At 44.3% G+C, this 21394-nt stretch carries 20 protein-coding genes; 1 reads left to right on the top strand and 19 read right to left on the bottom strand.

Going from position 1 to position 21394, the window contains the following annotated elements:
- Nucleotides 1–15 precede the first annotated feature (15 nt).
- From IX53_RS01410 to IX53_RS01320, 19 genes are all read right to left on the bottom strand, one after another.
- Nucleotides 16–762: a DUF364 domain-containing protein gene (locus IX53_RS01410; protein WP_047753834.1), complete on the bottom strand. Its 747-nt coding sequence runs from the start codon at nucleotides 760–762 to the stop codon at nucleotides 16–18.
- The gene (locus IX53_RS01405) at nucleotides 746–2782 is read right to left on the bottom strand and encodes an ABC transporter permease (RefSeq protein ID WP_047753833.1); all 2037 of its coding nucleotides are present in this window, start codon (nucleotides 2780–2782) and stop codon (nucleotides 746–748) included. The genes IX53_RS01410 and IX53_RS01405 overlap by 17 nt, the downstream gene beginning before the upstream one ends.
- Nucleotides 2779–3906: a sugar ABC transporter substrate-binding protein gene (locus tag IX53_RS01400; protein ID WP_047753832.1), complete on the bottom strand. Its 1128-nt coding sequence runs from the start codon at nucleotides 3904–3906 to the stop codon at nucleotides 2779–2781. Before IX53_RS01400 ends, IX53_RS01405 begins: the two co-directional genes overlap by 4 nt.
- A gap of 3 nt (nucleotides 3907–3909) precedes the next feature.
- Nucleotides 3910–6249: a xanthine dehydrogenase family protein molybdopterin-binding subunit gene (locus tag IX53_RS01395; RefSeq protein WP_047753831.1), complete on the bottom strand. Its 2340-nt coding sequence runs from the start codon at nucleotides 6247–6249 to the stop codon at nucleotides 3910–3912.
- Nucleotides 6242–6715 (bottom strand): (2Fe-2S)-binding protein, encoded by a 474-nt coding sequence (locus tag IX53_RS01390; RefSeq protein WP_047753830.1) that lies wholly within the window; start codon nucleotides 6713–6715, stop codon nucleotides 6242–6244. Before IX53_RS01390 ends, IX53_RS01395 begins: the two co-directional genes overlap by 8 nt.
- Nucleotides 6712–7548: an FAD binding domain-containing protein gene (locus tag IX53_RS01385; protein WP_047753829.1), complete on the bottom strand. Its 837-nt coding sequence runs from the start codon at nucleotides 7546–7548 to the stop codon at nucleotides 6712–6714. Before IX53_RS01385 ends, IX53_RS01390 begins: the two co-directional genes overlap by 4 nt.
- Entirely contained in the window at nucleotides 7548–8381 is an 834-nt protein-coding gene (locus tag IX53_RS01380) for an FAD binding domain-containing protein (protein ID WP_047753828.1), read from the bottom strand. Before IX53_RS01380 ends, IX53_RS01385 begins: the two co-directional genes overlap by 1 nt.
- 2 nt (nucleotides 8382–8383) lie before the next feature.
- Nucleotides 8384–9157 carry an XdhC family protein gene (locus tag IX53_RS10425; RefSeq protein ID WP_053001092.1) on the bottom strand — a complete coding sequence of 258 codons (774 nt, stop codon included), beginning with the start codon at nucleotides 9155–9157 and terminating at the stop codon, nucleotides 8384–8386.
- Nucleotides 9144–9743: a nucleotidyltransferase family protein gene (locus IX53_RS01370; protein ID WP_047753827.1), complete on the bottom strand. Its 600-nt coding sequence runs from the start codon at nucleotides 9741–9743 to the stop codon at nucleotides 9144–9146. The genes IX53_RS10425 and IX53_RS01370 overlap by 14 nt, the downstream gene beginning before the upstream one ends.
- Nucleotides 9736–10209 (bottom strand): (2Fe-2S)-binding protein, encoded by a 474-nt coding sequence (locus tag IX53_RS01365; protein WP_047753826.1) that lies wholly within the window; start codon nucleotides 10207–10209, stop codon nucleotides 9736–9738. The genes IX53_RS01370 and IX53_RS01365 overlap by 8 nt, the downstream gene beginning before the upstream one ends.
- A complete protein-coding gene (thrC, locus tag IX53_RS01360) occupies nucleotides 10199–11443 on the bottom strand; it encodes a threonine synthase (protein ID WP_047753825.1) in 1245 nt (414 codons plus the stop codon). Before thrC ends, IX53_RS01365 begins: the two co-directional genes overlap by 11 nt.
- The gene (locus IX53_RS01355) at nucleotides 11440–12528 is read right to left on the bottom strand and encodes a 4Fe-4S binding protein (RefSeq protein WP_047753824.1); all 1089 of its coding nucleotides are present in this window, start codon (nucleotides 12526–12528) and stop codon (nucleotides 11440–11442) included. Before IX53_RS01355 ends, thrC begins: the two co-directional genes overlap by 4 nt.
- Before the next feature lie 15 nt (nucleotides 12529–12543).
- Complete coding sequence (gene ssnA, locus IX53_RS01350) at nucleotides 12544–13842, bottom strand: putative aminohydrolase SsnA (RefSeq protein ID WP_047753823.1); 1299 nt, start codon at nucleotides 13840–13842, stop codon at nucleotides 12544–12546.
- A gap of 1 nt (nucleotide 13843) precedes the next feature.
- Entirely contained in the window at nucleotides 13844–15208 is a 1365-nt protein-coding gene (locus tag IX53_RS01345; RefSeq protein WP_047753822.1) for a dihydroorotase, read from the bottom strand.
- Nucleotides 15205–16194, bottom strand: coding sequence for an ornithine carbamoyltransferase (locus IX53_RS01340; RefSeq protein WP_047753821.1), 990 nt, complete (start codon nucleotides 16192–16194; stop codon nucleotides 15205–15207). Before IX53_RS01340 ends, IX53_RS01345 begins: the two co-directional genes overlap by 4 nt.
- 13 nt (nucleotides 16195–16207) lie before the next feature.
- A complete protein-coding gene (locus IX53_RS01335) occupies nucleotides 16208–17404 on the bottom strand; it encodes a YgeY family selenium metabolism-linked hydrolase (RefSeq protein WP_047753820.1) in 1197 nt (398 codons plus the stop codon).
- Nucleotides 17405–17517: 113 nt separating this feature from the next.
- On the bottom strand, nucleotides 17518–18471 hold the full coding sequence (locus IX53_RS01330) for a radical SAM family protein (protein ID WP_047753819.1): 954 nt from the start codon (nucleotides 18469–18471) through the stop codon (nucleotides 17518–17520).
- Nucleotides 18468–19307 (bottom strand): NAD(P)/FAD-dependent oxidoreductase, encoded by an 840-nt coding sequence (locus tag IX53_RS01325; protein ID WP_047753818.1) that lies wholly within the window; start codon nucleotides 19305–19307, stop codon nucleotides 18468–18470. The genes IX53_RS01330 and IX53_RS01325 overlap by 4 nt, the downstream gene beginning before the upstream one ends.
- On the bottom strand, nucleotides 19298–19909 hold the full coding sequence (locus IX53_RS01320; protein WP_047753817.1) for a cysteine hydrolase family protein: 612 nt from the start codon (nucleotides 19907–19909) through the stop codon (nucleotides 19298–19300). Before IX53_RS01320 ends, IX53_RS01325 begins: the two co-directional genes overlap by 10 nt.
- Nucleotides 19910–20041: 132 nt before the next feature.
- Between IX53_RS01320 and IX53_RS01315 the strand changes: the two genes are divergently transcribed.
- Nucleotides 20042–21394, top strand: a complete 1353-nt coding sequence (locus IX53_RS01315) for an 8-oxoguanine deaminase (RefSeq protein WP_047753816.1) — start codon at nucleotides 20042–20044, stop codon at nucleotides 21392–21394.

The raw sequence follows: 21394 nt of genomic DNA, 5'->3' as shown, positions 1-21394 counted from the left end.
CGGCTTGAGCCGCCTTTACTTTACTATAGTAACCTTTTTTGCCGCGCTTTCTCGGAAAAGATTTTTTGTTCCCCCAGCCCGTGCTGCTATCTTCATAGCAAGTTCCCCATCAGTAATCAGCGCTCCACCAAGCACCCGCACATTTCCTGGGAACACTTCTGATAATAACGGGGTAGAAGGTCCATAAACAACGATCCTGTCTGTCCTTGCAGCGTTTAGAATCATATCAATCGTTCTGTTCATCACCGTTGTACCTGTAACGATCAACACATCACAATCTTTGAGTTTCCAGGGTAATGCCCAATCTGGCAGATAATTGCTACCGGGGTGCCTTTCGAAAATGATAACCTTTTTCACCTTTTCGCGCAGGGAATTTGTTAGCGGTCTGAAGTCCCCAACAAATCCAACTGTATCCTCAGGAGTTATCTCAAGGATATCAAAGACATCCTTTTCGGAGCAATCTTTCGGAGAGAAGTATCGCCCGAGCACGGCGTTACACGCCGCGAGGGCAAGACTGACAGTGACGGGGTGGAAACGTTCGCCGAGCTTCAAGAATTCGCTGAGCTTTATGGGTGTAGAAACGAGTTCATTGAATAATGTACAACCAGAAGGAATTTCATCCCTAAACAGATGTGCAATTCCCACCTCACCCTTTTCAAGTTTCACAGCGGTAATACCAGTACCAACGATGTAATCTATTACTAATTCTTCACCCGCGACTTCAGTAACATACTGGAGGACTCTATCAAAAATGCTGTTCATAGTTTATACCTCCTTCTCCGAGGAATCGTGCGTATAAGAATCTTTCACTGTACCTGAATAAGAAAAGCACCGGGATTATCCCGATAATAGAGGCAGCTCCAAACAGATTCCATTTCGTATAATAACTCCCGATTTCTCCTGCGTAGTTGAATAATTTCAAAGATAATGGCATCAGTCTAGCACTTTCAATGAATAAAAGGGGTATAGTGAAAGAATTCCACGCATTTACAACGTTGTAGATGATAACACTGAAAATCACCGGTAGACCCAGAGGCACTATCACTTTTCGAAAATAATGATACTCCCCCACACCTTCCAGCTGAGCTACTTCCCTGAATTCTCTAGGAATGCTGCTGAAAAAACCGCTGAGAACCACAAATGCTATCGGCAATGACTGGTTCGCGACGATGAGCGATACGCCGAAGATAGTGTCCGTGAGTTTCAATCTATCGAAAATTTCGTACAATGGAAGAAGCGTATGCATACCCGCGTATATGCTTCCAAAGAGTATCACCACCCCGACAACTTTGATCAGTGGCTTTCGTGATCTGGTATACACGTATGAAAAGGGTACGATCGATATAAAAAGTATAGTGGAACTCAATATTGCTATCCAGAGTGTGTTAAAAAGATTCTTCCATATTTTCTGGACAAAAAAGACCTTTTCCAGGTTTGCAAGTGTCCATTTTCCGGAAGGGTAGGGCGTATTATCGACTGATAGTCCCAGCAATACAACATATGTAAGAAGGAAAAGAGAAATAAACGGTATGAGGAATTTAAACGATTGCTTCAGAAGCACAGGAACGGAAAAATTGGGGACTGGTAATCTGTACCGCAAAGAAAGCAAAAGCGCTGGCAGGGAAATGAGAGTAGAGGGTTCTATACCGCTCCAGCCATATCGCAGAAGTTGTAAGAGAAAAAAGCCAGCATCGTAAGCCATCACCAGGATAGCGAGCACTCTGAAAACCCTCTTATAATAGGGTATCAACCAAATGAGCAAAAAATAAAGCAAGGAGAGTGTAAAGAGATGTATGTTCCATTTTAAATAAAAGGCTGACATAATGTGGACTCCCGATGCAATGATCAGAACGAGCCTGTGACGGGCGGGAACACGAAATCTTGAAATGAAAGCTACCAGTATCCAGATCATCAGAAATATGCCAGTAACGAGAGAATATGCCGAAAGCATCCCGTAATTCTCATACAGGCTGAATTTCTGGTATAGAACTATACCGAGGGTAGAGGTTGACCCCACAAGTGTTCTTGGTGTGAACCCCCCAGGTACGATTGGCCCACTTCCTGTTAACAGATATATTGTGGAAAAGCCCTTAAAAGCCCTGACATATTGAAAGAAATAGAAGGGGATCAAAGCGTATCTTATCTGTCCAAAATATACAGATGCTCTTATCGAATCCTCGCAACCGTCGATGGCCAGGATATCACCTATTTCTCGTGGAACGTTTCTCAGCATTGCTATGATAATGAACGTCGTCAGCGGAATGGAAAGCAGAACATTTACGATTATGGAAGCTATAAAAGCTGCCATAGGCTGAAGAGAAATATTGAAGCCGAACCCAAAATGTTCGAGGTATCTACCGATGAACAGAAGCATTGCTCTCCAAGCATTAACACTGATATAAGATGGCACGAACCAGCCTATTCCCAGCATCAGCAGAAGAAATTTGCCGATTTTCCCGGTCTCTTTAAGTAATAGAGCGAGATAGAAAGAAACAATAAACTCAAGTGACACCTTCAAGAAAGCCCAGAGAGACGTTATTCTTATGGAAAGCTTGAACCCATCATCAGCAAATACCTGCTGGAAGTAAATTCCACCTACAAAATCAGCTTCTCCTCCTGCGCTTAAATCAAAAAAAGACAGGAATATTGCCCAGCCAATGGGCAAAAGTGTCACAAGGAGAACCAATAAAAAAACAGGGAGGGACATCAACGCGTCCCTCTTGAAGATTATAAAGATTGTAATAATAGCAATGGAAATGATTGTGTACAATATCACACTCATTCTTGCCAGTTTGTATCTACGAATTTCTGAGCGTTATTTAAAGCGTCGACGACAGAAAGAGCTCCAGAGAATATGGTCTTTAAAGTTTGTCTCATGACACTGAAATACATTGGCTGGAACCCTGGAGCGTTGAAAGCAAAATCCCCGTGTGCAATGATACTGCCGAGATTATCGATTTCTGATGGGGCATCTACAGTCCACAGCGGGTACTTCCGATAGGTTATACAATAATTGATGCTCTGATCATATAAAAACTTCAAAAACTCTATGGCGAGCTCTTTCTTCTCTTCGTTGAAAATTATAAAGGCTTTAGAATCGATTAAACTCCGGACATTTTTATCTTTAAATGATGGGAATGGTAGCATCACGAAATCGATTCCGGCGTTTTCAAAGTCTCTGGCAAGATAACTTCCCTGGAATATCATTGCTACCTTTTGTTTTTTGAAGCCATCGACCATTTCTATCCTTTCAAGTCGTGTGAACACACCTTTGTAAAAGAGCTTCTTGATTTCTGAAATGGTTTCAATTACCTTCTCCTGGTTCAGGATAGGTTTTCCAGACTCATCCCAAAAAGGTCCGGAAGCTGCGAGAAATGGATAGAAAATGTAGGGCGATGTGAAATCCCAGGCAATAGGAATATACCCTGCGGACTCCAGAACAGGGGCAGCGTTTTCAATGTCCTGGATACTGTCGAGTTTCAGGGGAAAGCCCAGCTCTGTAAATATTCTTTTATTTACAAAAAGTACCTGAACGTCTGCGTAATAGGGTATCGCAAGGAAACCTTCACTATAGCGATAGGGTGTGAGATAGAAGTCATCGAAAGAGCCTAATTCAAGAAGATCAGTATCTGTGATGTTTACAGCGACCTTCACGTAGTTTTTTACATCAGCATCTTTGATCATGGAAATATCTGGTAACTTCCCCATTCTAACCGCCATCGAAAGCTTGGAATCTATTTTGGGAACGTGAAGGATTTCCACGGTATTGCCGGTTTTCTCTTCAAAAAGTTTGGCGGTTTTTTCGAAAAACTCCTCACCCTCCCAACTTGTCCAAACAGTTAGTGTGCCTGCAAAAAACAGCACGGAGACAAATAAGATAATCAAAAGTGCGATTGCCTTCTTCATCCATCACACCTCTTTTTTGAGGATTTCAAAAAATAGCTCCTCGCTATTGAAAGGTGCCTTTCTCAGTCTGATGCCTGTCGCATCAAAGATAGCATTGGATATCGCCGGTATGGGCGTATCTATACCAATTTCAGCGATGCTCTTCGCACCATATGGCCCTGTCGGTTCATAACTATCAACTAATCCGCATTCTAGCTTTCCATAATCCATTCGTGTTGGGATTTTATAGGTAAAGAAGTCATTGGTTAACATCCTGCCGTCTTTTCCATATATGACATCCTCAAAAAGGGCCCAACCTATTCCCTGCATTGTTCCACCTTCCAATTGACCAATTGCCTGTATTGGGTTCAGAGGAGTACCACAGTCGGCATAAGAAACAAGCTTTACAAGATTTACCTTTCCTGTTTCGAGATCCACTTCGACCTCAGCAAAAGTGGCCAGGAAAGGAGGTGGAGATTCTTCCCCCACGTAAGAAGCTGTTGCTGCGATTTGCTTTTGCTCAAAGGTGTAGAATAGCTTGGTACAAAGCTCTTCGTAAGTAACTTCTCTGCCAGTCTTATTGGAAATTACTTTAGCATTTTCTATGTATAGATTCTCAGCAGGTTCTTCCAGATATTTTGCAGCATTTTCCAGTATCTGTTCCCTCACCATTTCTGCCGCTTTTCTCACAGCATTACCTGAAACGTAAGTGGTGCTCGAAGCATAAGCGCCTGTGTCAAATGGCGTCATATCGGTGTCAGAAGAGTAAACCTTTATTCTGTCGTATTTTACCCCGAGTGTTTCTGCAGCAATTTGTGCCATGATTGTGTCACTACCAGTACCGAGATCGGTGGCACCAAGCAACAGATTGAAAGAGCCGTCTTCATTCATCTTTATTGTTGCAGCTCCCATATCTATTTTTGCGATACCGGAACCTTGCATGGCTATCGCACATCCGACACCTCTAACTTTATTGCCATTACGCAATTGTTTACCACGTTTTTCATTCCAACCAATGGCGGTTTTACCTTTATCAATGCAATCTTGTAGCTTACAGCTTCTGACGATCTGATCGACACCTTCTCTTCCTTCGCCCATGATGCGGAAAATTGGGGAACTTTCACCTTCTCTGATGGAGTTTCTCTCCTTTACTTCTAGTGGGTCAAGTCCAAGCTCATGGGCCAATTCGTCGATAGTACAATCGAGGGCAAAGAGTCCCTGAGGTGCACCATAACCCCTATAAGCACCTGCAGATGGAAGATTTGTGTATACAACATCTCCTGTGAACCTCACAGCTTCTACCTTGTTGTAAAGAGGGAGCGTTTTCGAACCAGCAACCATGAACGTTGTTAAGGCGTGCTCACCATAGGCTCCAGTATTTGACAGCCCTTTCATATCGATTACCTTTATCGTTCCATCCTTCATAGCACCAATAGTGACCGTGTACTTCATTTCATGTCTTATATTCGTCGCCATAGAGACTTCAGGGCGGTCATACACGAGTCGAGCAGGCCTTTTAGTTTTAAGTGTTACTGCTACCACGTACGGTTCGAGGTGAATAGCTTGCTTTCCCCCGAATCCGCCGCCAATCCTCGGTTTTATTACCCTTATATCTCCAATATGGAGTCCGAATATCCGGCTCAATATCCTTCTCGCATGAAATGGTACCTGAGTCGATGAAATAACTGTTAATCTACCATTCGGATCGAAGTAACTGATGGCAGCATGGGGCTCCATCATTGCGTGAAGTTGCGTCTTCGCTACGTAGGTCCTTTCGATAATTTTGTCACACTTTTTTAATGTTTCTTCGATATTTCCAACCTCCATCTCAAAATGAGCGGCGATATTCCGTGAAGCATCATAGACTCCTACAGCCTCTGGCTCATCATGGATTATCGGTGCCCCCTCCGCGGTTGCTTTTTCATAATCAAGTACCGGTTCCAGTACCTCATATTCAACTTTTACTGCTTTCGCTGCCAATCTCGCAGCTTTTTCGGTTTCTGCCGCAACGATTGCGACCGGATCACCAACGTAGCGCACCTTTTTATCCAACACAAAGGTATCATACGGTGAAGGTTCCGGATAACCCTGCCCGGCTCTGGTATAAGGAACACGTGGCAGATCCTTGTATGTGAGAATTGTAACTACTCCCGGAATCTTCAGCGCCTTTGAAACATCTATCTCCTTAATTCTCGCATGGGCATACGGACTCCTAACAAGCCTGACGTGTAGAGCACCTGGTACATCGAAATCGTTAGTATAAACGGGCTGTCCTGTTACAAGGGCTATTCCATCGACTTTTTTCACACTCTTGTTAACACTCTTAAATCGTTTTAATTCTTTTATATTCAGCACTTCACTCATTAACGTGTCCCCCCCTCTTCCGGGTGATATTAAGAACGGCTTTGATCTGCGATTCATAGCCGGTACACCTGCAAAGATTACCATTGAGGGCTTCTCTGATTTCTTTTTCAGTGGGTTCGGGATTCTCTTCGAGCAGGGCTTTCGTTGTTAAAACAAATCCTGGTATGCAGAATCCACATTGAGCACCTCCGGTCTCCAGCAATGACTCTTGAATATCGTGTAACTTTCCATCTTCGGAAAGGGATTCGACTGTTTCTATATTGTGCCCCATAGCTCTTGCTGCGAAAGTGGTACATGATAATATGGGTTTTCCATCCATCAGCACAGTACAGTTACCACAGCTAGCACTGTTGCAACTTCTCCTGACACTCTTATACCCCAGGCGCCTCAGTACATCCAAAAGCATTTCACCTGGATCGATCTCCACAGAATGTACCCTGCCGTTAATAGTGAGTTCTAACTTCACAGTACCATCTCCCTTATTTCAAGCAGTGCCCGTTCGACAAACATCGATGCGAGATGTTGCCTGTATTCAACGGATGCCTTCAAATTTGAACCACCTTCAAAGTTTTCGAAAGTGAGGTTTCGGGCAATGGATGCCGTGGTAGCATCGAGTTTCAGCCCTTTTATACCCTCTTCCACTGCGGAAAATCTGGTCGGGAATTGCGGTCTGGAACCCACAACAACACGGGTGTCTTCAATAATGTCATCGTTCAGTTTCACACCAACAGCGACATTTATTATTGCAATATCAAAGGTAGACTTCGAAAATTTCTTAAAAGAATAGTGATATCCGTCCCCGGGAAATATAATATTCGTTATGAGAGGCTTTTTTTCCTTCGGTGTGTGGTTGAATTCATCAATAGATATATTTTTGTACCCCTGCTCATCGTACACAATGAGCCGCGCACCGGTGGCGATGAGACATGTCGTGACATCAGACCATCCAAGTCTAGGAGCTATAGAGCCCCCTATCGTAGCCATATTTCTCAGCTGCCAGCTCCCAACTAATGAGAATGCGTCAAAGAAAAAGTTGCCGAAATGTTTTTGCACGATTGGGTTTTTACGGAAGTCTTCAATAGTTACCATCGCACCTGCTACAACGCTGTCTTCATTTTCAGCTATTGAATTCAATCCAAGATTTTCGAGATCGATGATTCTTTCGATTGTAGAGGATTTCATTAGCGCGACGGTTGTTCCGCCAGCTAAGAGAACAGAGTGGGATCTGTCCTCGTTGAAAAGCTCAAAGGCTTCCTGCACCGAGGTGGGTTTGAAGTATTCTTTGACATTAATAAGCATCATAACACCCTCTTTCTCCAGGAGTCAAAAGTTCTTTTCAATAGATTTTTTATTACTTCTTTTCTGTACCATGCGGAAGCTCTAACATCGTCGATAGGTGAAAGATATTCAAGACAGCGCTCCAAAAACTCATCCATCACTGTGATATCTCCATTGACCCTCTCGTAAAAACGTTCAGCCTTGTAAGCCCTCACAACAGTGGGAGCCACAGAACCGAACACAATTCTTATTTTATCTTTCTTTATCAGCATACCCAATGAAGCAATTGCAATGGCCAAAGCCGTTCTTTGGCCAACTTTGTGAAATACGGGATACCAATCTCCAGTTTTTTCAAAATCCACAGCCCTGAGGTACTCTCCCATGGAAAGCGCTGTCTTACCCGGTCCTTTTATGAATTCTTCGATAGGCAGCTTCCGTTCACCTTTGGGTCCATGTATTATCACTCTTGCATTTGAAAGATACAAAGGCACAAGAGAATCTCCAGCTGGAGAGGCGTTCACAATATTCCCGGCGATTGTCCCACGATTCCTTATCTGGGGAGAGCCGATCTCCCTTAACGCTAAAACCATAATAGGGGAATTGCGTTGAACGATTTCTGAATTCAAAGCCATGGCATGGGTTACTTTACAGCCAATGCGAATGCGGTCTCCCTTATCAACGATTTCATCCATATCGGGGATCTTCGCAAGGCTAATGACTTTATCGGGTTTTACTTTGCCAGCTCTTATACGCACCAGCAAATCTGTCCCACCAGCCATGAGCTCTGCGTTATCATACATTAACATGGTCATCAATTCGTCTTCGGACTCTGGTAAAAGTACTTTAAAACTCACCACTACACCCCCTGTACGAATCCTTTTCTCCTTTCAAGGATAATTTCTGCAGCAATAGCGACAGCGATTTCTCCTGGACTACTCGCTCCTATGTCTAGACCTACTGGAGTGCGGATCCTCTTCCAGTCTTCTTCAGTATAGCCTTCACTGAAAAACCTTTCTTTGAGTTCAGCGTTCTTCTTCTCTGAACCTATCATGCCAATATAACGAGGGGACTTCTCCAGACAGAATTTCAACGCTTCAAGATCCCGCATATGGCCCCGTGTGACTATTACGCAAAAATCACCAGGTTTTACTTCGGGAAAACCCGTCATTTTTTCATAATCCACCATGTATTTCTCCACATCTTCGATCTCTGACAGGAAACGTTCATCATCATCTATCACCGTGCAGCTGAACCCCGCGATTTGTAGCACCGAAAGGAGTAATGGTGTGAGGTTACCTGCACCAAATATATGTACTCTTGGTCCTTTACCCTGATACATGAAAAAGACCTCCGTTCTTTCCCCGCAGGTGGCACCGTGTTTTCCAGCATCTTCCCTGAATTCCGTGAAGCGTTCCGTGAACGACTCACCGTTGTAAATGGCCTTTTTTAGGTTCTGCAGAATAAACTCACCAAAGGCACCTTCAAGAGATCCGTAAATTTTTCCACGCTCATCAATCGCGTAGGTTTCCCCGGTTCTTCTAAAACTCGACGATTTGGTCGAGATCACGAAAGCGATCGCAAACTCCGTGCTATCCGAAAGTGCACTCAATAATCCTTTAATGCTTTTCAAGATATTTCTGCGCCTCCTCAACATCCTCAGAAGAATCAATATCGAAGGAATGTCGCCATTCTCCGTCCAAAAAGTATGTACATGCGGTCCCCGATTCGATGAGTTGCCCCACACCCCTATCCCCGGTTAGAGAGAGTACATCGTTAAAATATTTTGCTGGGATATAGGTAGGAAAACCCTTCTTTTTCCTGTATCTAAAAGTTATAATACAATCTCGCTTCTGGCTGATACTTCTAGAAAGAGTCTCTAAATCTGCCTTTTTCAAAAAAGGCATGTCGCCAAGTAGTATAAAGACTCCATCGAGCCCTTCCTTTACGGCTTCTTTGATGGCGAGCCTTAGACTCGCGGATAGCCCGCTTTTGAAGTCATCGTTGATCAGTACCACGTAATTATAGGAATCAATTTTATCAAGAGGAAATCCGGGTTTTACCACGAAAAACCTGGGTTCAAACTTTGAATCTCGGAATTCATCGAGCACGTATGCTATCAGCGGTTTTCCTTTAATGGAAAAGAGTAACTTTTCACTTCCGAATCTGCTTGACTCACCGGCAGACAACACTACTATACCTATATTTCCCTTATTCATCGCCCCTCACTTTCTTTGCGGCGAGTTCCACCGCCTCAATTATCTTGTAATACCCCGTGCATCTGCAAAGGTTACCTTCCAGCGCCTTCTTTATTTCTTCCCGTGTGGGAGAAGGGTTGTTATCAAGTAATACTTTCGTTGACATAATCATGCCTGGCGTACAGAATCCACACTGTACTGCTCCAGCTTCTATGAACGCTTCCTGTATAGGATGCAATTTACCATTTGGTCCTTCAAGTCCTTCGATAGTCCATACTTCCCTGCCGTCGAGTTCAGCGGTGAGCATCAGGCAAGAATGAACGTTCATACCATCCACAATAATCGTACAGGCTCCACATTCACCCTCACCACAGGCTTCTTTCGGCCCCGTGAGGCCTAGCTCGTCCCTAAAAAAATCCAAGACCCGCATGTCTGGCCTGACATCGTATTCTACGCTCTTACCGTTCAGCAAAAACCTAACAACCACGCTTGATCGCCTCCCTGACTTTATCGGGTTCTGCCGGGATTTTCTTCAGTGGTTCCAGTACTTTCAAGGGCGTTTTCAAGTCCTTCAAGCCGTTGCCGGTTATTATTATTGCAACACTAGTGGACTGCGAAAAGAATCCCTTATGGTACAGGTTTTTAAATCCCGCAAAAGCGGTTGCGCCTGCTGGTTCAGCGAAGACGCCTGTTTCTCTCGCCAGTTCGATTATACTATCGAGGATTTCTTCATCCGATACCCTTACAAAGAGTCCATTGTTCTTCTCTGTGTACGTACAGGCTTTCAAGAAATCACGTGGTTTTCCCACAGAAATACTATCGGCGACGCTTGAAGCCTGAATATCATCGGGTTCGAAGGGTTTGCCCTTTTCATAAGCCCTGATTATCGCATCCGCTCCCTCTGCCTGAACACCGACAATAGTTGGAATCTTATCGATCAAACCGATACCCTTCAAATCCATAAATCCCTTATAAAAGCTACTCAAGACAGTGCCATCACCGACAGAAACGAAAAGAAAATCCGGTAACTCCCAACCAAGTTGAACTGCCAGCTCGAGGGCACCGGTTTTCTTTCCTTCCAGAAGATATGGATTGATTGCGCTGTTACGGCAGTACCAGTTTTCTTCAAAACCAATTATCATAGAAATATCAAAAGCCTGATCATAACTTCCATCTATTGGGACAACGTTTGCCCCATAAACCTGCAACTGGGTCAATTTGGCTTCGGGAGCCGATGCAGGAACGAATATGTAACAATTCAGTCCCGACGCCGCACTGAGACCGGCTAAAGAACTGGCAGCATTCCCTGTCGAAGCGCAGAAAATCGTACCATAGCCCTTTTCCATTGCCTTTACAACAGCTATGGCGCTCGCTCTGTCCTTGAAGGAAGCTGTCGGATTTCTTCCATCGTCTTTGACGTACACTTTATTCAGTCCATATCTTTTCGCCAACCTGGCTGAGTCGTACAGGGGGGTGTTACCAACCAAAAGTGGCGGTCGCCAGCCGCCTTCACTTACAGGAAGCAACGGTTCAAATTGCCAGATACCGCGAAGCGAGAAAGGGTGGAAATCCTCTCTTTTCACAGCCCCTTTTAGTAGTTCTAAATCATAGATAACCTCAAGCGTTCCCATCCTATCGCCACAGACAGGGCATGTATACTCTACCTCGTCGGGAGCGTATTCTCTGCCACAATTTATGCAACGTAAAAGAAACTTCTTCAAATCAGCACCCCCCCGATAGCTTTAACCGGACACCTACTCTGGCAAAGTCCACAACCAAAACACTCATCTGTATCGACTACAACGGAATTGTTTTCTATGGATAGGGCAAAGTAAGGACAAATATCCACACAGAGTCCACAGAGTGTACATCTTTTCCTATCGATTACAGGTGTACGCTTTTCAAACGAGGCCTCTTTGTTGGAATCCTTCGCGACACCTATTATTTCTTCAATGTTATTCACGCCCAGTTCCTGTAGCTTCACCGGAAGCGCTTCTACTATCTTTTTATAGAGACTCTTCCCCCTAATTAGGGCGGCAGAAAGTAATTGAACGGCTCTGGCACCTGCCATCATGAATTCGATGATGTCATCAGCGCTCGAAATGCCACCCACTCCAATAATAGGTAATGAGGTGCTCTTTGCAACACGTTTGACCATAGCCAGGGAAAGGGGCTTTATAACTGGACCACTGACCCATCCAAAACCGTTTTCACTTCCAAGATAGGATTTTCCAGCTTTTCTGTCGAGGGGGAAAGCGGGTCCAAGGGAGTTCATTATAACGATTCCATCACCACCAGCTTCTTCGATTGTCCTTGCCATGCCTTCAGGATCAGGTACGGAGGGATCAAACTTCAAAAACACAGGTTTTTTTGAGTGGTTCTTCACCGTCCTTATCAGTAATTTCATAAGTTCCGGGTCATCGGCAACATAGTGGGTGGATAGTTCAAACCCATCAGCGAATCTCTCGAATCTGGGCACCAGGACCTCGAGGTCTTCGACAGTATAGCCAAGACTGATGATCAACGGCAGACCACTCTTTGCACGATATCGGGGAAGGAATTCTTCTTCCCACTTTTCGGGTGGATATTCTGTCCAGAGTTCAGTGTTCATAACATAATTATTTCCGGCAATTATACAGGGTCTGGGAACCTCAGCAGCTTTAGTTGATATTGTCTTAGTTACCATTCCTCCAACCCCAAGTTTCTCCAGTGCCAGCATCTTTCCATCGTCGCCGGTAAGAGGTCCGGAAGCAGGAAGAACCGGATTCTTCAATTTTATACCAGCAATTTCAACAGTCAGCTCCATATTCAACACCCTCTTTCACAGTCTTTTCCAGAGTGCGCTGGCGAGTTTTCTCGCTTCACTATAAATCGCCTGCTTATCGACCGTTACAATTTCACCTTCGCTCACAATTTGTTTTCCAGATACAAAAACATCAGTTACCTTCAGATTGTCTATGACGCCGTAGAAGAAATGTCCGATGAAGTTATCTCTTTCAATAGGCGTTGGCGGGGTATAATCGATGAGTACGAAATCAGCCCTTTGACCTGGTTCTATGTACCCCAGTTCTTTCCCAAATGAACGTGTGGCGATTTCTGCATTGGTTCTAAAGAATGTCTTTATGAGGTCATTCACGCCGGAAACCCTTGGATCCCTCTTCTCATGATGCGGGGTCAACAGGAAAAAGCGAAGGTCCTTTGCAAGGTTAAAGCCAAAGCCATCGTTACCAATACCAACTTTAACGCCCATCTTTAAAAAATCCGGCCAGTAAGATATGCCAACACCGTTGTTTAAATTAGACTGAGCATTAACAACGATATATCCATCACTCTCTTTTATAATTTGCGCTTCATCGTTACTGATGTGTATGCAATGCGCGTAAATGGAACCCGGTGTGGTCAGCCCGTGTTCCTGAAAACGGTGAATTATTCTCTTCCCATACCTCAACAGGCTGTTTTCTTCATCCTCCGGGCCTTCTGCTACGTGAACGTGAATCGGTACTTTCCCCTTCGACACTTCAGAAACTTTATTCAGGGTCTCTTCTCCGAGGGTGAAACTCGCGTGAAGACCGAAATGAGCACTTCTGAATTCGTTCCTTTTAGCGAAGAAATCGATGTTTTCTGCTATTCCATCCTCCGCAGCCTTGAGACCGTCGCGATCGGATACCTCATAACAACTGTCTATCCTGAGACCTACAGCATTCACTGCATCCGCAATAGCTCTGAGAGACCCTCTGATTTCAGATGGTGAGGAATGATGATCGATGAGAGAAGTGACCCCTGATTCAACGGACTCAATAGCGGCAACGTATGCACTCAGCTCTATTTCTGGCAGGGTTAGCTTTCTGTCAAGCCTCCACCACAACTGTTCGAGTAACTCTGTGAACGAAGAAGGATTGAAATAATCGAGTATCATTCCCCGCGCGAAAGTAGAGTAAATATGGGCGTGGGCATTGATAAATCCGGGCATCAACAGCTTACCCTGACCATCTATAATTTTATCTTCTTTCTCCAAAGGCTCTCCCGCGCCGACAGAGGAAAAGTTCTCTCCGGATATGACTACGTAACCTTGCTCAATATAATCTTTTCCGGTGAATATGGAAACGTTTTTGATAATCAAGTCAATCCCCCCAATATATGGCTCTCCTTTTTAAGAAACGTCCTGTTCCAGGATCGAGGGTTATCTCTTTTCCATCGTAAGCGATCATCCCCCTGAGGAAAGTCATTTTCACCTTTCCTTTCACAGTAAGTCCATAGTACGGCGAATATTCAGCTCTTCCAAACAATGGTCTACTAATGGTCCAATTCTTCTCCATATCAACTACGGCAAGATCTGCATCTGTTCCTGGTTTCAATGAGCCTTTTTCCGGGAATATTCCCAGATACCTCGCCGGATTAACGCTGAGCAATCGTGCGAGTAACAGCGGATCAGAGATATGGCTTCTCAACAACGAAAAAGTAAAACCAAGCGATGGAATCCCGTAAGGAATGTTCCTTAAATCAGGGGCATTTTCCTTCTTTTCTTTTATACTGAAAGGGCAATGATCAGTACCTATGGTTTGAACCTTTCCGTTTTTAAAAAACTTCAACAATATTTGCCTTTCATTTTCGCTCCTGAGTGGTGGACAAAAGCTATAGAGATAGTTATTTTCCCCGCGTAATTTGGTATTATTCAATACCAGGTATTGAGGACAGGTTTCTATAACGACATTTTTATTCCATTCAGAACCACATTTGAAAAGTTCGGATAGAGTCAATCCACTGGAAAGATGGACGATATAAGCCTGTCCACCGCCAAGCTGTGCCAGCTTGACCACATCGATGACTGCAAGGAGTTCGCTCTCAGAGGAGCGAATATCTGATAGATGCTCAATAACGTTAGGAAAGCATTTGGAATTCTGATTTATAAGTTCATCATCTTCGGCGTGTACTAGTACAACCAATCCTTTTTTACCGGACAGTATCATTAATTCATACAAATGTCCGCGATCTGTGCGCCTATTACTATCACCATAGGCAGTAAAGATCTTTATCGAAGGCATACCGCTATCTAGAGCAAAATTCACCAGTTCTTCCATCGAAAAAGTTGGGTTGCCTCCAAGGGTTAAGTGCAATCCATAATCTATCCTTGATTTTTCTGCTTGAGTAAGCTTTTCTTCAAAGAATGTTTTGAGATCATTCATGCTTCGCACGGGCTCGGTAAAGTCAAAGAAAGTGGTTACCCCACCACTCAACGCTGCCGCAGAACCACTTTCAAAATCATCGGAAGATATGTACTTTCCCAGATCGAGCTTCAAGTGTACGTGTGGATCGATAAATCCCGGGAAGATAAAAAGGCCAGAGCAGTCATAAGACTGTCTGGCCTTGAAGTTCTCTTCAGGCGGCGTTATGGCCATGATCTTGCCGTCCGAAATGTACAGGTTACCGGTCCAGATGTTGAACCCGTCGCAGAGTGTTCCTCTCTTTAAAGCGAGGTCGTAGCTCACGGCCTGCCCCCCATAGTGAGGGCCATTACGGCTTTTGCAGTATGTAACCTGTTTTCCGCTTCGTCGATCACAACAGACTGCGGACCATCTATAACTTCGTTGACAACTTCCCTGCCTCTGTCAGCCGGAAGGGCATGCATATAAATGGCATGCTTTTTAGCGAGTTTCATGCGTTCTGGGGTACATATCCAGTCTTTGTGCTTTCGCGTTTCTTCCATGATCTTTTTGGGATCGTCAGAAATGAAGAAACCACCCCAGGACTTGGGAATGACGATATCGGCATCTTTAAAGGCTTCATCCATATCATGTACTATTTCAAATTTTGTCCCATTTTCTTCAGCGTTCTTTTTTGCCTGTTCTACAATTTCTGGCATCAGGTCAAAACCCTCGGGATATGCCAGCGTCACGTCAAGGCCATATCTTGGGAATAGCAGTATCTGTGATTGAGGCACGGAAAGAGGTTTCAGATGACTTTCCGCGTACGCCCAACTGATAGTGACTTTCAAGCCTCGGGTATTCTGCCCGAACTTTTCACGAATGGTCATTATATCTGCGAGTACCTGCATGGGATGATAGTAGTCATCCTGAAGATTGAGTATCGGAACCGAGGAGTATTTCGCCAGTTCTCTTAGATATGCATTTCCAATCTTGTATGCGCAATGTCTCACAGCAATAGCGTGGCCAAATCTCGACAAGATCATCGCTGTATCACGCGCAACTTCACCGTGGGCTGTCTGCATGACTTTTGGATTCAGGAAGTGTGCATGTCCGCCGAGTTGTGTAATACCAGCTTCAATAGAATTGCGTGTTCTTGTCGACTCATCGAAGAAGATCATAAAAACCGTTTTGTAAAGTAACCAGGGCGTAAGTTCACCAACGGCAAATCTACGCTTTAGATCTGACGAAAGTTCCAGCATCAGATCGATTTCATCCTTTGCAAATTCTTGCGTGGTTATGAAATGACGTCCCCTGAGCATGCTACTCATCAAAAACCCCTCCTTATTGTTCTTGAGATAGTTTTAATGGAAGATAAGCATACATCGCTGCGGCTTTTACCAGGTGTTCAATCGGCACCTGATCACTGGGACTGTGAGCATGGACTTCATTTGCAGGTCCGAAGCCAATTGTGGGAATACCGAACATTCCTGCCGTAGCAATGCCATTTGTCGAAAAGGTCCACTTATTTACCAGTGGCTCTTCACCAAAAACTTCACGGTAAGCAGCAACAGTTTTTTTCACGATTTCGTGATCTTCGTCCATAACCCATGTGGGGAAGTATTTCTTCGTTGGATATTCGAGACCAGTGTAAGAAGGTCTTCTATATTCGAGTTCGATGATTTCCGCTTCTTCACCAGCTCTTTTTATTGCGCCTTTTAATTCTTCTATAACAATTTCACGAGTTTCCCCTGCGGTAAGGCGTCTGTCGAGCTGAATGACACATTCATCTGGAACAGCGTTGTGAGACGGCGATTTAAAGAATATCTGTGTAACGGCGATGGTACCTTTACCAAGGAACGGATCGTCTTTGAGCCTTTCATTTAACTTCTCGATTTCCTGTATTATTCTGCTCATTTTATAAATAGCATTGATCCCTCGTTCAGGTGCAGAAGCGTGGCAGGACATACCTGTTGTCTTAATCTGGAGTTCAATCCTTCCCCTGTGTCCACGGTAAATGTTTAGATTGGTAGGTTCGGTTATAACTACATAGTCAGGTTTGATTCCTTCTTCTTTTATAATGTACTGCCAGCAAAGTCCATCGCAGTCTTCTTCCATCACTGTACCTGTTACATAAAGGGTAAAATCCCCCACTAAATCGAGTTCCTTCATTACCTTAACGCCATACACCATTGAGGCCATGCCAGCTTTTTGATCACTGGCACCGCGACCGTATATTACCCCATCCTTTATAACAGCCTCAAAAGGATCTACATCCCACAGTTCAGGATTCCCAACTTCAACAGTGTCGATATGGGCATCCATAGCAATGATCTTGTTTCCATTTCCAACTCTGCCAAGGACATTACCCATTCCGTCGATGATTACCTCATCGAAGCCCACTTTTTCCATTTCCTGCTTGATCCTCTGAACTACATCTCTTTCTTCCGTAGAGTAACTCCTAATCCTGACTAAATCTCTCATGAAGTTTGTCAGTTCCTCACGGTATTTCTCAGCGGTCTCTAAAATCTTCTTTTCCATCCCATCAGTCCTTTCCCTGCAGAGTAAAACGTATTACATAAAATTATACTTGTTCAAACTCGAATGCCAAAATTTGCATACATAAAAAATAAGGAAATCAGAAGGCCTTAGTTCTAGACTATCTTTGAATTTCTTGCTAATTCATAAGCACCTGATATCTGAAGATCACTCAATAGATGTCTTTGAACGTACTGACCGCAGTTACTACCTATTTTGTTCTCTTCGAGTTCCCCTATGCTTACGATTACTTCAAAACCGATTTCATGTAAGCTTTCAAGAAGTCTTGGATGATATGGTAGCGTTTGGTACTTCACATCTACACCCGATTCAACTCCGTTTTCGATGGCCCTGTATGTTGGGTTGACGGGGGTTATCTTGATAAGAAATTTTCCAGGATCGAAAAATTCAGCGAGCCTTTTTGGATCAACGATATTATCCTTCCCAAGGGCAAAGTTCAAAGTGACCTTCCTGTCTCCCTCAGTGTAAAAACGCTCTCCAAATTCGGCTATCTGCTCGAAGCTCCATTTCTTAATCGGGATTATTCTGTCCCTCTGATCAGGATCGGTGGAGTGTATTGAGAACTGGAGCTGAAACCGGCCTTTGTAATGTCGATTCTTTATCTTTATAAGTTGTTCAAAAAAGCTCTCCCTTCCCACCGGTGCAACTGTGGATATGGAAGGAAGCAGACCCGGTGCATCGTAACGCGCTGGCAATGTATCCAGCACTTCGAGAACCGCATCGTTCAAAGCAGGTTCTCCCATTCTCGCAAACTGAATTTTAAACTTCTTGGAAGGCACGGAGAAACGCCCGAACCGATTCAGAACCACGTGATCGATCTGCTCGAGCATCTCATCGACGGTGAGTTTCCCATGATAAAAACCGCCAGCATCACACATATAGCACCCAATAGGGCAACCTACGAGGGTGGAAATGATCACCACTTCTTTTTCTTCCCTCGGAATGGGTGGCTGGACGGATTCCACGAATTCCACCAGATTGCCTTTTGATGTCTCACCAAGAAAGACCCAGGCTATATCATCTCTACCAAACTGCTTGAGGATTTTCAATTGCGATTCCTCCTTCTCAACCTTTCTATAATTTTCTGCGCAGCTTCCATACCATCGCCCATAGCCATCGTAGCCTGTCCAAGAGCACCTCGCTTTACATCACCTGCAAGAAAGAGTTCCTCGCAATTCAACAAGTCTTCGGATATCATGCCATTGTTCGCTCTTCTGCCAATGCTTATCAAGAGGTAATCGTAAAAAGCCAATGAAGCTTTTGTGCTTATCAAAAGGCCGTCACCTTTTACCTGCACGCTTTTCACCGGCTCACAAAGTTTCAGCTCGATATTTTTCAGTTTCGAGGCCCTCTCTATAAGCTTTGGCGAAACCTTGTGGGGCTCGTGCTTAGTGAACAGTACCACGTTGTTTCGTTTTGCAAGGTTCAAAGCAGCATCAAAAGCCGCTTCCCCTGAACCTGCAATGGCTATGCATTTCCCCACAACATCAAAGAGCTTGAAAGGCTCATAAACAATTCGTGGTGAAACTTCAAACGCTTTGATCCGCTTTGGTAAAGTACCCGTGGCTAGCACGATATAGCGTGACTGGATGATGCCATCACTGTGATGAAGCACAAACCCTGACCCAATCTTCTCAATCGTTCTGACGGTCGCATAAAGGATATCTATTCCTCGCCTTTCGAGAGTATTTTTCAGCATCTTCACAACCTCTTTGCCCGGTATTGGTGGCAACAGTGGTAAGTTTTCTACAAGATTGGCGTTGAGTAACAATCCACCGATTCTTTCCTTCTCAATTAACGAGAATTCAATCCCATGATGTTCCAGTTGAATGGCGCAGGTTATTCCTGCTGGCCCTGCCCCGACGATGGCTACTTCTACAAACACGCCATGACCTCCCCGGTTGTGGCAATCATCGCAAATCCATGAGCAAGCTCTAATAATGCGCCATTATGCAGTTCCCTGTTTTTAGACGCAACAGCGTCTACTACGACCACGGGATTAAACCCCCTTATGAAGGCAGAACGTACAGTAGTGCTCACACACAAATGTGTCTGCACTCCGCAAACTATCAGCTGGTCAATATTGTTTTCTTTCAGTTTCTTGGATAGATTCGTTCGATAAAAACTGTCATACGAATGCTTTATTATTATCTCACCATTTTCAATAATTAGCTCTGTCATTGGATCCGTCGATTTCATAACTGTTCCCCACCAGCGGTGCATAGGACCTCCTTCCACGTCTACATGGCGTGTTAAAAATACTGGTAACCCTCTATTATTAAAAGCATTTACAAGAGATTCAATATATGGCAAGACGCTGACTGAATCCGAAACAAAAGCTCGTGAAACGTTATTAAAAAAGTATTTCTGAGCATCAATCACGAGTAAAGCGGGATTTTTTCCCCTTTTGAAAGGGTGCCTTGTTCGATAGTAAGCAAGCGAATCCCATACCGAGTTTTTTTTATATTCACTATTCGATAGAGTCATGAAAACACCTCATTAAAAATTATACAAAGAATTAGTTTTTATGGGCTTAATTGTTTCTTAATTCGTGATTTCGCAAGGGAAGGGATTTGGTGGAAAATTTCAAAATGATAGAATTAAATCGGAGGTGAAAGAATGAAGACAGTTCTTAAAAACATTGAAAAACTCGCTACTATGAATTCTAAAATGGAGGAACTCTCAAATGCTTACATACTCATTGAAGATAACGTCATAAAAGAAGTGGGAACGGGTGAAGCCCCTATTGCGGATAGAGTAATTGATCTTTCGGGAAGGGTTGTATTACCGGGCTTTGTGAATACCCATCACCACCTCTACCAGTCGCTTTTCCGTAATGTGCCTGCGGTGTCATCGGCAAAGCTGTTCGATTGGTTGGTGTACCTTTATGAGCTCTGGAAGAACATCGATAACGAAGCCGTCTATGTGAGTGCCGCTGTTGGTATTTACGAGATGATGCTCACAGGGACGACTACAACAACCGATATGCTTTATCTTCACCCCAGAGGGAAGAGCAATTTCATCGATTCAGAAATAGATGCCGCTCGAAGGTGTGGAATAAGGTTTCATCCCACGAGAGGTTCCATGTCACTATCGAAAAAAGATGGGGGCTTGCCGCCGGATTCCGTTGTTCAGACAGAAGAAGAGATAATAGAGGATTCCGTCAGGCTCATCGAAAAGTACCATGATTCAAAGAAATACGCCATGACGAGAATTGCCCTCGCTCCCTGTTCGCCCTTCTCGGTAACAGAACAGTCGATGATAAGGACGCTGGAACTAGCCGAGAAATATGATGTCCTCCTCCACACCCATCTCGCGGAGACAAAGGATGAGGAGGAATATTGTCTTGAAAAGGTTGGGCTCAGGCCTATTGATTACATGGAAAAAATAGGCTGGTTGAATCCGAGAGTTTGGTTTGCCCATCTTGTATGGCTTTCTGATGAAGACATAAAGAAACTGGCGGCAAATGATTGTGGTATGGCTCACTGTCCAACTTCCAATATGCGACTTGGATCTGGTATCGCACCCGTTAGGGAGATGAAAGACAACAATATACGCATCGGACTGGCCGTCGACGGTAGCGCCTCCAACGATTCTGGTAACATGTTGCTCGAAGCGCGAAACGCGATGATGCTCCAGCGTGTGGCAAAGGGAGCTGATGCTTTAACCCCCAGGGATGTCCTATACATGGCAACCATGGGCGGTGCAAAAGTCCTCAGGATGGATGATTACATAGGATCTATTGAACCAGGAAAAGCTGCCGATATCATTGCATTCGACCTCAACCAACTCTCCCTCGCGGGAGGGCTTGCTGATCCTGTGGCTTCTGTGGTGATGTGTGATCCTGGTAGGGTTGATTTTGTTATGGTAAACGGAGAGCTGAGGATTGAGCACGGACACATTAAAGACGATGAACTCCAGGAACTCATCAAGCGTCAAAATGAACTTTCAAAAATGCTGATAGGTTATTGA

The sequence above is a fragment of the Kosmotoga pacifica genome (assembly GCF_001027025.1).
Classification (GTDB): Bacteria; Thermotogota; Thermotogae; order Petrotogales; family Kosmotogaceae; genus Kosmotoga_B; species Kosmotoga_B pacifica.
This window is presented reverse-complemented; position numbering and strand designations above follow the sequence as displayed.